This window comes from Clostridium sp. FS41, assembly GCF_000954015.1.
Lineage (GTDB): Bacteria > Bacillota > Clostridia > Lachnospirales > Lachnospiraceae > Enterocloster > Enterocloster citroniae.
Genome location: NZ_JYHN01000052.1, coordinates 19,132 through 34,868, shown reverse-complemented (window position 1 = coordinate 34,868; position 15,737 = coordinate 19,132). Strand labels below are relative to the sequence as shown.

Sequence of the window (15,737 nt, the reverse complement as noted above, 5' to 3'; positions counted from 1 at the left end):
CTCGTAACCTTGGTGCCGTTATATGGAAAGACAAGGGTTGCGTATTTATGGGGGAATGGCGTATAATTATCTGATACAGGCACTGCCTGAAGGGGTGGGAGTCTTGAACGGAGGCAAAGATGAAAATAGGAAAAGAATTGCTGTATCTATCATTTTCGGATGTGGAATCCTTGGATTTATCAATCAGCGAGTGCATTGATGTGCTTGAGGCGGTATACAGGTCTAAAAGTAATGGGGAGACAGAGATCCCCTTAAAGCCCAGAATAGGAAACCCGGATACGGAAGGATTTTTAAAGGCATATTCTGCCTGTATCGTGGACAGGAGGGAGATGGGGACAAAATGGCTTGGGGCAAGGCCCGCAAATCCGAAGCTTTTTTCTCTTCCAACCATTACCGGATTGATTATTCTAAATGATCCTGACACCTTCTGCCCCATGGCTGTGATGGACTGTACCTGGATCACTGGCATGCGCACAGCCGGGGTCAGCGGAATCGCCCTGCGCCATCTGGTGCGGGAGGGGAATAAGAATATTTCAGTGCTGGGCTGCGGAGTCCAGGGCAGGACCCATCTGGACGCGGCGGTCAGCCAGTGTAAGGGTATTGACCGGATCTATGCCTGGGGTCCCCATGAGGACAGCCTGGAGCGATTTAAAAAGGAAATGGAGGAGCGGCACGGGATCTCCATCACCATATCCACCGATGCGGAGTATGTTGTGTCCAGAGGGGATGTCTTACTGTCCTCAACACCCTTTGGACGGGCCGATACATTTACCGTGGTGCAGAAGGAATGGCTGAAGCCCGGGGTGACTGCGATCTCCATCAGCGGCGCCAACCATTTTGAGTATGACGCGTTTATGTCATTTGACCGGTATTTTATGGATGATCATGAGGTCTATGACAAGATCCAGTCAAGACCACGGCCATGGGACGGGACGCGGTCCCTGCGGCCGGTTATGATCGGTGATCTCCTCACCGGAAGGGCGCAGGGGCGCAGGGACAATGATGAAAAGATCCTGCTGGTCACCGGCGGGGAAGGGATCTGTGATATTTCCGTTGGCAATGTGGTGATGAAACGAGCTCTTGAAAAAGGGGTGGGAACGATACTTGCGCTGTGATCCCGACAAACAAAGGAAGGAGCAGGATCATGAAACCTCACCTTTTCTTATTGGACCATTTCAATAACATGAAAATAGGGAAAAAGATCATGCTTGCCTTTGTCATGGCATCCATAGTCCCCATTCTGGCCATCCAGTTCATTGGATACAGGATGAATTCCAATTCCCTGAAACGCAAGATCGATACCCTGATGGTGGACAATCTGACCCAGCTCTCGGAACGGGTGGACCTGACCATGGACATTTACACCAACCTGGTATATCAGATCTATGTGGATGATAAGATCATAGAAAATGTAAATATCCTTATGGAACGGGAAGCCGGTGAACGGGAGGTTGCTTTCCACACCATATATAACCGGCTGCAGCAGGCTGAGAAGTCGGTAAAAGGCGTGCGCTGCATCAGTGTTATCTGTTCCAACGGCCAGTCGGTTACATATGATGCCGGCACCGGTTCCTCCATTGAGAATTTGTGGGATGATTACGGTGACCTGAGGGAGATAGCGCCTTACCGTGATGTGCAGGGCCAGCCTGGAATGCTGGTCACGCCCACAACCAGGTATAAGGGCTATGACGGGGATGAGTACTATTTCCATATCTCAAAATGTATGTATGATTATAATAATCTGGATAAAGGCGTTATTGCCACCATTGTCATGAGTGTGGACGAGAGCGTGCTGCGGGACATCTGCGCGGTTGCCATTGCAGAAGACGAGGCCGAGTACAATATAAACTTTATCACGGACCGGACCGGCTTTGTCATATCCTACCCCAATCCCTTCTATACGGGGATCAATATGAACCCAAAGCTGTCCGTACAGGAATTTGTCAGTGTGACGGGACTGTTGAAAGGCCAGAACACGGCTGTGAATACATATGTGAATGAGCACAGGGGATGGGTGTATTACAATGTATACAATAAGGATTATATGATGCGGGACATAAGGAACAACCAGATCATGTTCATTGTCATCAGTCTGACAGCCATCCTGTTTTCCAGTGTGCTGATCTGCTATATTGTGCGCAGGATCGGCAGCTCTGTGGCCCTGATCACAGATGGGATCGACCAGGTCAAGGAGGGGAACCTGAATGTGTCCGTTGCTCTGGAGAGCAGGGACGAGCTGGGACAGATCGCCAGCAACTTCAATGATATGACAGGCAAGGTCAGAAACCTGGTGGCTGAGGTGTCACAGGCAAAGGATCAGCAGAAAAATGCGGAGATCCGTGCACTGGAAGCACAGATCAATCCCCATTTTTTATATAATACCCTGGATTCCATCAACTGGATGGCCATTGAGAAAGAAGAGTATGAGATCAGCAGGATGCTGCGCAACCTTGGCGTTATCCTGCGTTACAGCGTGAACCAGAGCAATCAGATGGCCAGTGTATCGGAGGTGGCCGATTGGCTGGAAAAATATGTAAGTCTTCAGCAGATGCGTTTTAACCAGTCCTTCCGGTTTTCGCTGAATGTAACAGAAGAAGCCAGGAAGGTGATGATCTATAAGCTGCTCCTCCAACCCTTTGTGGAGAATGCCATTATCCACGGCTTTAAGGGAACGGAAAAGGGAGGGGTGCTCAGGGTGGACCTGTTCCTGTCCGAGACCGGAGAACGGCTGAATATCATAATAGAGGACAATGGAAAGGGAATGTCCCGGGAGATGGCGGAAAGCTTTAATGTGCGTGAACAGGCGGTAAAGGATGAGGGAGGAAGCATTGGCCTGCACAATGCATTTGCCAGAATGGACATGTACTATGGAAAGGAAGCTGTGTGGAATGTGAACAGCATTGAGGGAATGGGTACGGTGGTCACCCTGACCCTGCCTGTGAACAGGCCGTCTTAAGGAGGATATCATGAGGATACTGATCGTAGAAGATGAAGTGATGATAAGGGAAGGTCTGGCAAGACTGATCAAATCACATACCGGGCACACGGTGATCGGGGAGGCGTCCAACGGACAGGAGGGCCTGTCTCTTGCGCTTAGATTCAAGCCGGATCTGGTCATAACAGATATCCGTATGCCGGTGATGGATGGGCTTCAGATGATCGAAGCCCTTCACGGCATGAGTCTTCCCATCCGGGCTGTGATACTCAGCGGGTATTCTGAATTCGATTATGCAAAGAAAGCCATTCATTTTGGTGTGGACGACTATCTGCTAAAGCCTCTGGCAGCAGAGGATATTGTGGATCTGCTGGAGCGCACCCAGAGAAAGATGGAGGCGGAAGAACAGAAAAATGCCGGCACTCCGGGACAGTGCATCAAGGAGTTGATTTATGGCGGTCCGCTGTCGGAGGAGGAAGACAGACGGGTGAGAACGATCTGCGGTTTTGGCGCTTTTGTTCATTTCCAGCTGTATTTAGGATATACAGGGGATGCACCCATCGGTTATGAGGAGGAGATCGGCGGAAAGTTTGACCAGATCAGGGCACTGCTGCCTTCCGTCCGGCTCCATGTATCGTGGGACAGGGGAAGGCGTCAGTTCCTGGGTCTGGCCGCCCTGCCGGAGGATGAGGACGTATCCTGCCTGCTCTGCCAGGCAGTGGAGCGGAAGATCGTGCGGCCTTATAAGCAAAGGGACGGCCGGGCGGTCTGGGCCATGGTTTCCATGAAAGGGTGGGAGTCTGTCCAAAAGGGAGCGCGGGATGCGGAACTTCTGATCAGGGAGGCCCTGCCTGTTACGGAGGGAGATCTGGTCACCAGGGAACGCATGGACGCGGTTGACTGGAAGGAGTTCCGTTTTCCTGCCGACCTTGGCGCCGATATGAAGAATGCCCTGTGCAGGGGAGATCTGGAAAATGCCCGGAAAACGGGGGAAATGTTCATGGAGTTTATGAAAGACGGACCTTACCGGGAGCAGGAAATACGGCAGGCATATCTGAAAGCCACTTACCTGCTTTTAGATACCGTCCGCGAGATAGACGGGGACACCTACGGGCAGCTGCAGAACGCAGACCTGCTGACCCGGTGTACGGAGGCAGTTACCCTGCGGGAACTGGAACAAAGCTATGGGGATGGACTTTCCCTTGTGTGCAGCCCCCATAGGGTAAAAGAGGACATCAGCAATTACACCATCAAACGCGCTATCAACTATATCAGGGAGCATTACCAGGAGGGAATTTCCCTGGAGGAGGTGGCCGGTAAGCTGGGAATCACTCCGGAATACCTGAGTACGCTGTTTAACCGGGAGATGGGGGAGAATTTTTCCACATTTTTAAGGAAATTCAGGATCAGCCATGCAAAGCGGCTTTTGAAAGGTACGGACATGAAGGTATATGAAATCGCGGAGACAGTAGGCTACACGGATCCCAAATACTTTGCAAGGGTGTTCAAAGATGAACTCGGCATATCCCCCGGGGATTACAGGCAGATGGACTAGGCGTGAAAGATACTCTGCAAAGGAGGGATGGCATGAAATGGAAAACAGAGAGCCGGACAAAAAGACGGCCGGCCGGGTGTTATACCCTGTTCTGTATCCTGTTCTCCCTGATCTGTCTGGGAGGCTGCGGTGTGCAGATTAGGGCGCCTGAACTGCCGGGGCAGGAAACAGGGCCGCGGGAAGTGGTGCTCTGGTCCTATTATGAGACAAAACAGCAGAAAGAAGGACTGGACCGTCTGGTGGAAGGCTTTAACAACAGCCAGGATGAATACATGGCCAGATGGGAATACCAGGGGCCTTCCTCGGAATTTAAAAAGCTTTTATCCATTGGAGTGGCGGAGGGAAAGCTGCCGGATGTGGTGTTGATCGATAACCCGGATATGCGCAAATACGTGGACCTGGGCATTTTTGAGGACATCACGCAGGCCGTGGAGGGGCGGTATGATCTGTCCCAGTTTTACCCGGAAGTCCTCTCCTCGGTGCAGTATGACGGCAGATACTATGGCATGCCTTTTTGCTGCAATAACGTGGGTCTTGTGTATAACAGGGAAATGTTCCGGGAAGCCGGTATGGAGCCGCCTGAGAACTGGGAAGAATTTCTGAAGGCTGCCAGGGCAATGACCACAGGGGAGAGGTACGGTTTTATCATGTCGGCAATTGTGGAGGAGCAGTCCTCTTTCCAGCTGGTACCCTGGATCTTGTCAACCGGGGAGGAGATGGATGATCTGGGAGGGGATGGGACCGTAAAGGCCCTTGCGCTGCTGCGGGATATGGTGGAGGAGGGGATCATGCCCAAGGACTGTATCAACTGGTCCCAGGTGGATGTGGCCAGACAGTTTGCGGCAGGTAAATGCGCCATGATGGAGAACGGTCCCTGGGCCCTTCCTTTGGTGGAGGAGGCAGGCGTTGATTACGGAGTGGTCAAGCTTCCGGTAGACCAACAGAGTATTGTGGTAACCGGCGGGGAGAATTTTGGGGTCGTTAAGGGAAAGAACGTGGATGGGGTCATGGCGCTTATGTCCTATTATTATAAAGACGAAGTCATGCTCAGTCTCAATAAGCAAATGTATTCCCTGCCTCCTGTCAGGCATCTGGCGGAAAAATTCCAGGAAAAGAATCCGGTTTACCAGGTGTTTGTGGAACAGATGGACCACTGCATTACAAGGAGCGCCTACTCCTATTGGCCCAAGATCACAGGCGTGCTTTCCGAAAGCCTGTATGAGGTCATAACAGGGGGAATGACGCCGCAGGAGGCGGCAGAGCGGATCGGATCCAAGGTCCAGGGGAGAGAAAATTAAAGAGGGTGGATAATTTTAAACCTGTTTTTCCAGGGATTTAAAATATATCCACCCTCTTTAATATTTTCCCCTAACAAAACCCTCCCTCCCCTTTTATAATGAAAGCATTAAACAAGAGGGAGGTTTTTTAATGAAGAAGAGATTTGTCAGTACCTTATTATGTGCAGCAATGACTGCGGCAATGGTATCGGGATGCGGTTCGGGGAATACGTCAGGGGGAAGCACACAGGCGGCCGCCGCGGATACGGGCAGTAAAAAGGAGGTCGTTATCTGGGATTATTTTGAGACAGACGCCCAGAAGGAGATGATGACCAGCCTGCTGGACGGATTTAATTCTTCCCAGAATGAATATGTTGCAAGCCACGTTTATGTGCCCTTCTCCGATTATGAGAAGCAGCTCACCCTGGGGATCGCATCGGGAGAACTGCCGGATCTGGTCATCCTGGACGGCTGTTCCATGGCAAGCTTTATTTCACTGGGATTATTCGGTGACATATCGGACGCGGATATTAAGTGGGATGAATACATACAAGGCCCCATGGAATCCACCATGGCGGATGGCAGGCATTACGGCATTCCGTTTGCCACCAACTGTACGGCCCTGTTCTACAATAAAGATATGTTCGATGCAGCAGGGGTGGAGTATCCTGATGAGAATACCACATGGGAGCAGTTCCATGAGATGGCAAAGGCCCTGACCAAAGACGGAGTTACGGGTTTTGGAAATGCAGCCACCAATACGGACGAGGGTACGTTCCAGTGCCTGCAGTGGCTCTATACCGCAGGAGGCAGCTACACAGACATCAAGGGCGGAATCAAGGCCTATGACCTGATGCAGGAGATGATCACAGACGGTTCATGGACAAAGGAATGTGTAAACTGGACACAGTCTGACGTAAACAATAACTTTATTGCAGGCAATCTGGCCATGCAGCAGAACGGGCCCTGGCAGATCCCGGGAATCGCCAAGGATGCGCCGGATCTGAATTACGGCGTGACCGTCCTTCCCAAGATGGATGATGCCAGCGGTCAGGCCACCTCCATTCTGGGCGGCGAGAACATGGGCGTAGTTGCCAAGGATGATACGGCAGGCGCTGTTGCATTTTTAAAATATTATGACCAGACCCAGGTGATGGTGGACGCCATGAAGCAGTACGGCTCCTTCCCTCCAAAGACAGAAGCTGCCAAGGACGCTTACTGGACCGATGACCCCATCCAGGCGGAGTTTATCACCCAGCTGGAAACCTCTATCCCAAGAGGACCTTCCGCCTCATGGCCATCCTATTCCTCTGCGATCCAGAAAGGGTTCCAGGAAGTCCTGACCCTGTCAAAGACACCGGAACAGGTGGCTGAGGATACGCAGGAAGCAGTGGACGCAGTGAAATAAAAGCACAAATTCGGCGGAGGACAAAAGGGACCTGTCCCGGCCGCAGAGGTAAAAGGGATCTGCCCCCGGTCTCAGGAGCAAAGGGGACAGGTCCCCATCACAGGAGGAAAGAGGTAAGATGAAAGGAAATAGGAGAATGGATACCGCTGCTAAAATGGGCTTTTTGTTTGCGGCTCCGGCAGTGTTATATATGCTTATATTCATCGGCTATCCGATGATACAGAATATCATACTGAGTTTTAAAAATGTGGATGTGTATACATTCTCAGATGCAACCAAACAGAATTTCGTGGGGTTTCGGAACTACAGCGAATTGTTTACAGGAAAGAATTCCATCCTTTCCAAGGCGATTTTAAATACCCTGATCTTTACGGTCTGTTCAATCTTTTTCCAGTTTATGATCGGATTCGGCCTGGCCCTTCTGTTTAACAAGAAATTCCCCGGATGTTCCTTTTTCCGGGGAGTCACCATGATATCCTGGCTGCTGCCTGTGACGGTTGCCGGACTTTTGTTTAAGTTCATGTTTGCAAGCAGCGGCGGTATCATCAATCAGTTCCTCATGGGGCTGGGACTTGTGAAGCAGCCGCTGGACTGGCTCTTAAAACCCGGGCTTGCCATGGCCGCGGCTGTGGCAGCCAATATATGGATCGGTATTCCCTTTAATATGATGCTTCTCATCACCGGCCTGACCACCATTCCCGGCGATATATACGAGAGTGCCGGCCTGGACGGGGCAGGCAAGCTCCAGACGTTGTTCCTGATCACCATTCCCATGATAAAGCCGGCCATCATGTCCGTGCTCACCCTGGGATTTGTGTACACCTTTAAGGTCTTTGACCTGGTGTGGGTGATGACAAAGGGCGGACCTGTGAATTCCACGGAGCTGGTTTCCACCTATGCCTACCGTTTGTCCTTTGAGGAGTTTCAGTTCAGCCAGGGCGCTGCGGCCGCCAATGTCCTGTTTGTGATCCTGCTGGCAGTGGGATGTTTCTATATTAAGACGATCAGTGATGATGAGGTGATGTGATGAAAAAAGAGAGCAGGAGTAAACTTATTTCTTTTCTTGTGGGAGGCATTGTATTCCTGGTATTTATTTTCCCGCTGTACTGGATGATCGTTACGGCCCTGAAGACCCAGGTGGAGATCTTCTCCATCCCAACCCCTCTGTGGCCCGAGAATCTCACCTTTGAGGCCTTTGCCAAGCAGCTGTCCGCTTCCGGGGACACGCTGAGAGGATTTAAGAACAGCCTGATTATATCCTGCGGCGCGACTGCCATTGCCACGGTCCTGGCCATTCCGGCCGCATACGGCCTGGCGCGCTTCCGGTTTGGGGCCAGAAAAGGCCTGGTCCTGTTTTTCCTCATTACCCAGATGCTGCCTTCCACCCTGGTTCTCACATCCCTGTACATCATGTTCTCCAAAATGCGGCTGTTAAATACGTACTGGGCCCCCATCCTGGCGGACGCCACACTGGGGATCCCCTTCAGTATCATTATTTTGAGGACTTATTTTGTATCCATTCCCAAGGAACTGGATGAGGCGGCTAAGATTGATGGGTGCGGCCATGTGTCGGCATTTACAAAGATCATGCTCCCCATTGCCAAGCCCGGTATTGTGGTGGCAGCAGTGTTCTCCTTTGTATATGCATGGGGTGATCTGATTTACGGCATTACATTTATCACCAATCCCAATATGAGGCCCATTACCTCCAGCATCTATAATTATGTCCAGCAGTACCAGACACTGTGGAATTCCACCATGGCGTTTGGGATCATTGCCATCTCGCCGGTGGTGCTGATATTTATATTCATGCAAAAGTATATTGTAAGCGGCCTGACCAATGGCGCGGTCAAGGCTTAGAGGAGAATGACAATGAGATTACATCCAGTGGATTTAAAAAAGATTCATATCAATGACGCGTTCTGGTCAAAGCATGTGTCACTGGTCAAGGAGGTGGTCATCCCCTACCAATGGGATGCCATCAATGACAGGATCAAGGATGCGGAGCCAAGCCACAGCCTGATGAATTTTAAGATCGCGGCAGGCCTGTGTGAAGGGGAATTTTACGGAGCCGTGTTCCAGGATACGGATGTGGCCAAATGGCTGGAGGCAGTGGGATTTTCCCTTGCGGCGCAAAAGGATGAAGCATTGGAGCGCACGGCGGATGAGGTGATCGACATCATAGCAAAGGCCCAGTGTGAGGACGGCTACCTGAACACTTATTTTACCATCAAAGAGCCCGGGAAGCGCTGGGGCGACCTGTGCGAAGGCCATGAGCTCTATACGGCAGGCCATATGATGGAAGCGGCAGTGGCCTATTATCTGGGTACGGGGAAACAAAAGTTTCTGGAGGTGATGGTGCGTTTTGCGGATCTGATCTGTGACACCTTTGGAGTCCAGGAGGGGAAGATACACGGTTATCCGGGACACCAGGAGGTGGAGATCGGACTTATTAAGCTGTACCAGGTGACAGGGGAGCGCAGATATCTGGAACAGGCAAAATATTTTATCGATGCCCGGGGAGTGGGGGAGAACTATTTTCTGAAGGAATTAAACCGGCCTGGTTTTTCATACATTTTCCCGGAGTTTAAAGATTACGAACCTATTTATTCCCAGTCCCATCTGCCGGTGCGGGGGCAAAGGACAGCGGAGGGTCATGCGGTGCGGGCCATGTATATGTACAGCGCCATGGCGGACCTGGCGGAAGCCTGTGAGGATGAGACGCTGATGGAGGCCTGTTGCACCCTGTGGGACAATATGACCCAGAAGCGTATGTATATCACGGGCAGCATCGGATCCTCCGGCATCCTGGAGCGGTTTACAACAGACTATGACCTGCCCAATGACTGTAATTACTCTGAATCCTGTGCGTCCATTGGAATGGCCATGTTCGGTCAGCGGATGGGCAATATTACAGGGGAGGCAAAGTACTATGACGTGGTGGAACGGGCTCTGTATAATACGGTTCTGGCAGGGATCGCCCTGGACGGAAAAAGCTTTTTCTATGTGAATCCCCTGGAAGTGTGGCCGGATAACTGCATTCCGCGCACGTCCAGGGAACATGTAAAGCCGGTGCGCCAGAAGTGGTTTGGTGTGGCCTGCTGCCCGCCCAACATTGCCAGGACACTGGCTTCCCTGGGACAGTACATCTATGGTGCGGACCAGAACAGCCTGTATGTGAATCTGTTTATTTCCAATCAGACAAGTGTGGATCTGGGCGGCCGGGAAATCTCTGTTCAGATGCAGACCCGGTTCCCCTGGGATATGTCCGTGGATATCGCCTGCAAAGGGGTGCCGGCATCAGGGATCCGCCTGGCAGTCCGTATACCGGATTATGCCGGCAGCTTTACGGTCACCAAGGCGGGAACCCAACAGCCCCTTGCATTCAGCCGTGAAAAGGGGTATGCAGTGATCTCCCTGACAGAGGATGCCGGACTGCGCATCGAGATGGATGCCAAGGCACGGTTTGTACGCAGCAACCCGCTGGTGCGGGCTGACAGCGGAAAGGTGGCTCTGGTCAGAGGCCCCATTGTATACTGCCTGGAGGAGGTGGACAATGGTCCCAACCTGGCAGCTGTTTACGTGGATTCCGGTACTGAGATAAAGGAAGAGAAATGGGATCTGATGGGGGAAATAACAGGCCTGACACTGAGTGGAAAGAGGATATCGGCAAAAGGGTGGGGAGATGATGAACTGTACGGCCTGCACCCTGTTGTCTGGGAGGATGTGAAGCTGAAAGCCGTTCCCTATGCATACTGGAACAACAGGGGGACGGGGGAAATGATCGTGTGGGTCAAGGAACTGCTGAAGGCGTAAGGCTGTTAAAAGCCGGCACTTTTTTGATCCTGACAATCAGGAGATCTATCCGGAGCCGGATTTCTGGCTCTGTACCAAACGCGATATCGTTCCATTTGTCCTCAGGGTGGAGAAGCGGGAGGATGGAGAGTGTGAAGATAGATGTATAACTGTTTCTTATATCCGGATATCCCGGATCATACAATCTCCGGGGCAGTCCTGTTATAACGGTACTGTCCCGGTGACATGCCGCATTTTTCTTTGAATAATTTTCCAAAATAGCTGGGACTGGTGAAACCGCAGGCAAAGCAGATATCCGATATCTTCCTGTCCGTACTGGTCAGCATGTGGGCGGCCTGGGAAAGCCTGTAATCGCACAGATACTCGGTGGGGGTTCTTCCAATGACCGTCTGAAAACAGCGGAAGCATTCGCTTCTGCTTACATTGGCCGCCTGGGCGATGGAGGAGACGGCGATATCATCCCCATAATGAGTGTGTATGTAGGATAGCATGAGGCGGATCCGCTGTTCCTGGATCTTCTTGGATTTGACCTTTGAAATATCTTTTACTTCTGCAAGCCGGCTAATCAGGTATCTCCATAGTCTGCAGATCAGTTCAATGCAATATAGTTCATAGGCAGGGGAATCTTCCTTTAGAAGGGAAAACTCCATGATGCTGTTTAACAGCTGCCTGTCTTTGTCATTTTCGCTCTTTAGAAATAATCCTGCCAGTGAGGATTTGATGACCGGCAGAATGTTTTTTTGGTAAGTATTTCCTGCGGGAAGAAGTTGAAAAAAACCAGGGGAAAGTACAAAGTTAAACAGGATCGTACCAGATTCTGTTTGTTTTATATTATGGATGGTCTTGGAGTTGATAAATAGTCCATCTCCCTGATCCAGTATGCGGTATTCCCCTGAGGCAGGGCTTTGGTCAATACGGCATTCGGCCTGTCCTTTTAATAAAATACCAAATTCAAACTCATCATGCCAATGATGGTTTACTTCTCCATTCAAATATTCATCAAAATGATCCATGTAAAAGGAAATGGGAAAGGCGCTGTCCTGATACTGGATCTTTTCCAATAGGTTTCGATCTGTAATTACTGTCTTTGGGTTCATGGCTATCTCCGGTAAAACTTATATAACAAATAGGTGGCTGTTAAAATTGGTATTATATTGATAGATATTGGCACATTTATCAGATGCAAATATCGGTTTATGATTCTATTATTATATAATGTGGTTGACAAAGCTGTCAATATGCAGTAACGGGAGGCCGTTCGTATTAAGACGGATCCAGTGGAAGGGATGGAAAAAGTAATAGTATGAGCAGAATGAAAAACATGACAGAAGGGTCACCGGCAAAGCTGATCCTTTCGTTTTCGCTTCCTCTGATGGCAGCGAATCTTGGGCAGCAGCTGTATATGATCGTGGACACAATGATTGTTGGAAAAGGAGTGGGAGTGGAGGCGCTGGCCTCCGTGGGAGCCACGGACTGGTCTTACTGGCTTGCTCTGTGGGTCATTCAGGCGATGACACAGGGGTTCGCAATTTCCATTTCCCAGCATTTCGGGGAAGGGAACCAGAGCCGGATCAAGAAAACCGTGGCCATGTCCATCTGGCTGTGCCTGGGGATCGGAGTTGTGCTGACAGTATCAGGCCTGGTTTTTGCCCGATTCCTGCTTCGTATATTACAGACTCCGGATCCTATTTTCCAGGGGGCCCTGTCTTATCTTATGATCCTATACGCCGGTATCCTGGTTGTTATGGCCTATAATATGGCGGCAGCGATCCTGCGTTCTTTGGGGGATGGAAAGACACCGCTGATTGCCATTGTCATTGCGGCCATCACCAATATCCTGCTGGATCTGCTATTTGTGCTGGTATTCCGGTGGGGCGTTGCGGGCGCTGCTTTTGCAACCGTATTGGCACAGCTTCTTGCCTTTATATACTGCCTTCTTGTTATGAGGAAAATAGATTTGCTGAAAATGGAGAGAAAGGACTGGAAGCCGGAAAGCAGCATAATAAAAAGGCAGTGCGGTCTGGGGATCCCCCTTGCGCTCCAGCATGTTCTGATCGCCATCGGAGGCATGATCCTGCAGTCTTCCATTAACCGGCACGGTTTTGTCTTTATAGCAGGATTTACGGCCACCAATAAAATCTACGGTCTGTTAGAAAGTTCCGCCATATCCCTGGGATATGCGGTCACCACCTATACGGCGCAAAATTACGGCGCAGGCCTGTATGACCGTATCCGAAACGGACTGAAAAGTTCTGTGCTCATCGCAGCGGCAATGTCCGTGTGTGTGTCCGCTGCAATGATTGCAGGTGGACGGGCTGTTCTGGGACTGTTTATTGACAGCACAAGTTCCAGCGCAGCGGAAGTGTTGGAGATTTCATATCATTACCTGTTTATCATGAGCTGTCTCCTGTCTTCCTTATATTTGCTGTATGCCTTCCGCAATACGCTGCAGGGGTTGGGAAATACCGTGGCCCCCTTTTTGTCTGGAGTTATGGAGTTTTTTGCAAGGGTTTCAGTGGCTGTGTATTTTTCCCGCTTATGGGGAACAGAGGCAATCTTTTTTGCCGAGCCATGCGCATGGGCTGCAGCTACGCTGGTACTGGTCACGGTCTGTGTAAGGCAGGTCGGAAAGCTGAGAGAAGCTTAAGAGCCTTTTTTCTCATATAACGGGTTTGGAAGGAATACCGTGAATGTGGAGCCGTGGCCAGGCCGGCTTACCACCTCAATGGAACCGTTGCACAGTGTCAGGATTTTTTTAACCAGAGCCAGTCCGATCCCATTTCCCTCCATGCTCCTGTTGGGTTCTCCCTGATAGAATTTTTCAAATATATGGTCCTGGATCTCTTTGGTCATGCCGATCCCGGAGTCTTTAAAAACGATCTTGATCAGGGAACCTGCATACTCCCCATGGATACAAATATGTCCGCCCATGGGGGTGAATTTCACTGCATTTGAAAACAGGTTTGACCAGATCTGGTACATCAGCTCCTCATTCCCATAATAATGCATTTTGGGCAGATCGATACTCATATCCAGGTTTTTGGGGGACCACAAAGGTTCCATGGAAAGCACGGCCTGGCGGATCTGCTCATCAAGGGAAAATATCTGCTTATCTGACACGATCTTTTGGTTTTCCAATTTAGATAATTTCAAAATGCTGCCGGTAAGGGAGGATAACCGTTTACTGCTCTCGGAAATACGGGACACATATATTGTCTGCTCCTCGGAAAGGGGGGATGTGATCAGCAGCGATGCATATCCCTCAATGGCGGCCAAGGGCGTCTTTATTTCGTGCGACACATTTTGTATGAAATCAGATTGGAGCAGCTCTATGGAATTTAACTGCTCCATCATTTTATTAAAATTAATGGATACGGACTGCATCTCAAAGAATTTGCTGTTTGCGGGAAGCCGGATATGGAAGTTTCCGGCCACCACTTCATCCAGGGCATGGATCAGTTCATGTATGGGTTTGAAAAAATGCCTGGAAACAATGATGGTAAACAAAAGGGAAACAATGAACACAGCGATCACCATGCCGGCCAAGGGCAGCCAGGAAACAGGGGGGCCGGTTTGGACCAGCCCGGTCTGGATGGACAAAAATGTTAAGAATACCGTGATGGGAAGTCCGATGGCAAAGGGCAGGGAGACCGCTGCGATAAATGTGATCCACAATTTGAAGTTTTTCATTCGTTGATCACCGCCTTATAGCCTAGTCCCCGTACCGTGATGATCTCAAAATTGCCGTTGTCCTGAAAACGTTTCCGGAGCCGGTTGATATGGACATCAATGGTCTGGTCCTCGGTGTTGCTCTCCCTTCCCCATATCTCATCCATTAACTGGTTGCGGGTAAATATCTTGTCAGGATAAGACAGCAGTTTATAAAGCAGCATAAACTCTTTTTTAGGAGGCATGACGGACCGGTCTCCATAATTAACGGTCAGTGCATCATAGTTCAGTTCTGTCTGCTTTATGGTGAGTTTTCTGTCCGCTGCTATACCGGACCTGCGCAGCAGTGCTTTTATGCGGAGAAGCATTTCCTCTAAATTGACAGGTTTGGTCATATAATCATCCGTCCCCAGCTTAAAGCCTTTGCTTTTTGAAGAAAAGTCGTCCTTGGCTGTGATCATAAGGATCGGGAGCCTGGGATTGTTTTCACGCAAAAAGCTTACAAATTCATAGCCATCCATGATGGGCATCAGTATATCTGTTATGACCAGGTCAATATGTTCTTTTTCTATGACGGCACAGGCCTCAAGTCCGTTGCGGGCCTGGAAGGTCTGGTATCCGTCCTTTTCCAGAACAATGGAGTAAAGCTGGAGAAGGGATTCATCATCTTCCACAATCAATATTTTCAGCATAAACATCACATTTCACCTCCAAATTTAGTTTGTGTACTCTTGCAGTACACTTTTTCCATTATACACATCCATCTTAACTATCCATGAACTTTTCCATGATTTCCGTACAACCGGCAAAAAGTTATCTCTCGGGTCCGTGTGCCGGGAGATTAAAAGAGCACACATTAGACAAAAGGAGGAAATGTGAATATTTTGTGATTTCATCTTCCGTTCATCCTGGGTTGAACGAAAATTTATTTTGGTGTGCTATCATAAACCAAAACGTGCACTCCTGGAATCTCATCCCCAAAGATGGGTGCCGGGGAGATGCCGAGAGTACACAAAATATGAAAGGAAGGAAATATATGCCTAGATCAAACATTCAGGACCGGAGATGTTTGACACG

At 50.0% G+C, this 15,737-nt stretch carries 12 protein-coding genes; 9 read left to right on the top strand and 3 right to left on the bottom strand.

The genetic code is table 11. The features are described 5' to 3' along the window. Positions 1 to 119: 119 nt before the first annotated feature. From CLFS41_RS09175 to CLFS41_RS09140, 8 genes are all read left to right on the top strand, one after another. On the top strand, positions 120 to 1,115 hold the full coding sequence (locus tag CLFS41_RS09175; RefSeq protein WP_045092108.1) for an ornithine cyclodeaminase family protein: 996 nt from the start codon (positions 120 to 122) through the stop codon (positions 1,113 to 1,115). Between the two features lie 29 nt (positions 1,116 to 1,144). After that, entirely contained in the window at positions 1,145 to 2,956 is a 1,812-nt protein-coding gene (locus CLFS41_RS09170; RefSeq protein ID WP_007859009.1) for a sensor histidine kinase, read from the top strand. Between the two features lie 10 nt (positions 2,957 to 2,966). Then, entirely contained in the window at positions 2,967 to 4,490 is a 1,524-nt protein-coding gene (locus tag CLFS41_RS09165) for a response regulator (RefSeq protein ID WP_007859007.1), read from the top strand. 32 nt (positions 4,491 to 4,522) lie between these two features. Then, on the top strand, positions 4,523 to 5,788 hold the full coding sequence (locus CLFS41_RS09160) for an extracellular solute-binding protein (RefSeq protein WP_045092107.1): 1,266 nt from the start codon (positions 4,523 to 4,525) through the stop codon (positions 5,786 to 5,788). A gap of 130 nt (positions 5,789 to 5,918) precedes the next feature. After that, positions 5,919 to 7,175, top strand: a complete 1,257-nt coding sequence (locus CLFS41_RS09155; protein WP_007859002.1) for an extracellular solute-binding protein — start codon at positions 5,919 to 5,921, stop codon at positions 7,173 to 7,175. 118 nt (positions 7,176 to 7,293) lie between these two features. Continuing rightward, a complete protein-coding gene (locus tag CLFS41_RS09150) occupies positions 7,294 to 8,202 on the top strand; it encodes a sugar ABC transporter permease (RefSeq protein WP_007859000.1) in 909 nt (302 codons plus the stop codon). Beyond that, a complete protein-coding gene (locus CLFS41_RS09145; RefSeq protein WP_007858999.1) occupies positions 8,202 to 9,035 on the top strand; it encodes a carbohydrate ABC transporter permease in 834 nt (277 codons plus the stop codon). The genes CLFS41_RS09150 and CLFS41_RS09145 overlap by 1 nt, the downstream gene beginning before the upstream one ends. A gap of 12 nt (positions 9,036 to 9,047) precedes the next feature. Then, the gene (locus CLFS41_RS09140) at positions 9,048 to 10,991 is read left to right on the top strand and encodes a beta-L-arabinofuranosidase domain-containing protein (RefSeq protein ID WP_045092106.1); all 1,944 of its coding nucleotides are present in this window, start codon (positions 9,048 to 9,050) and stop codon (positions 10,989 to 10,991) included. 176 nt (positions 10,992 to 11,167) lie between these two features. Here the strand turns inward: CLFS41_RS09140 and CLFS41_RS09135 are convergent, their stop codons facing one another. Next, complete coding sequence (locus tag CLFS41_RS09135) at positions 11,168 to 12,088, bottom strand: AraC family transcriptional regulator (protein WP_007858997.1); 921 nt, start codon at positions 12,086 to 12,088, stop codon at positions 11,168 to 11,170. A gap of 206 nt (positions 12,089 to 12,294) precedes the next feature. Here CLFS41_RS09135 and CLFS41_RS09130 point away from each other — a divergent pair, with 206 nt between their 5' ends. Next, positions 12,295 to 13,638: an MATE family efflux transporter gene (locus CLFS41_RS09130; RefSeq protein ID WP_052665685.1), complete on the top strand. Its 1,344-nt coding sequence runs from the start codon at positions 12,295 to 12,297 to the stop codon at positions 13,636 to 13,638. Here the strand turns inward: CLFS41_RS09130 and CLFS41_RS09125 are convergent. Beyond that, positions 13,635 to 14,681: a HAMP domain-containing sensor histidine kinase gene (locus tag CLFS41_RS09125; protein WP_045092105.1), complete on the bottom strand. Its 1,047-nt coding sequence runs from the start codon at positions 14,679 to 14,681 to the stop codon at positions 13,635 to 13,637. The two genes, CLFS41_RS09130 and CLFS41_RS09125, sit on opposite strands and share 4 nt — an antisense overlap. Then, entirely contained in the window at positions 14,678 to 15,352 is a 675-nt protein-coding gene (locus CLFS41_RS09120) for a response regulator transcription factor (RefSeq protein WP_040415418.1), read from the bottom strand. Before CLFS41_RS09120 ends, CLFS41_RS09125 begins: the two co-directional genes overlap by 4 nt. Between the last annotated feature and the right edge of the window lie 385 nt (positions 15,353 to 15,737).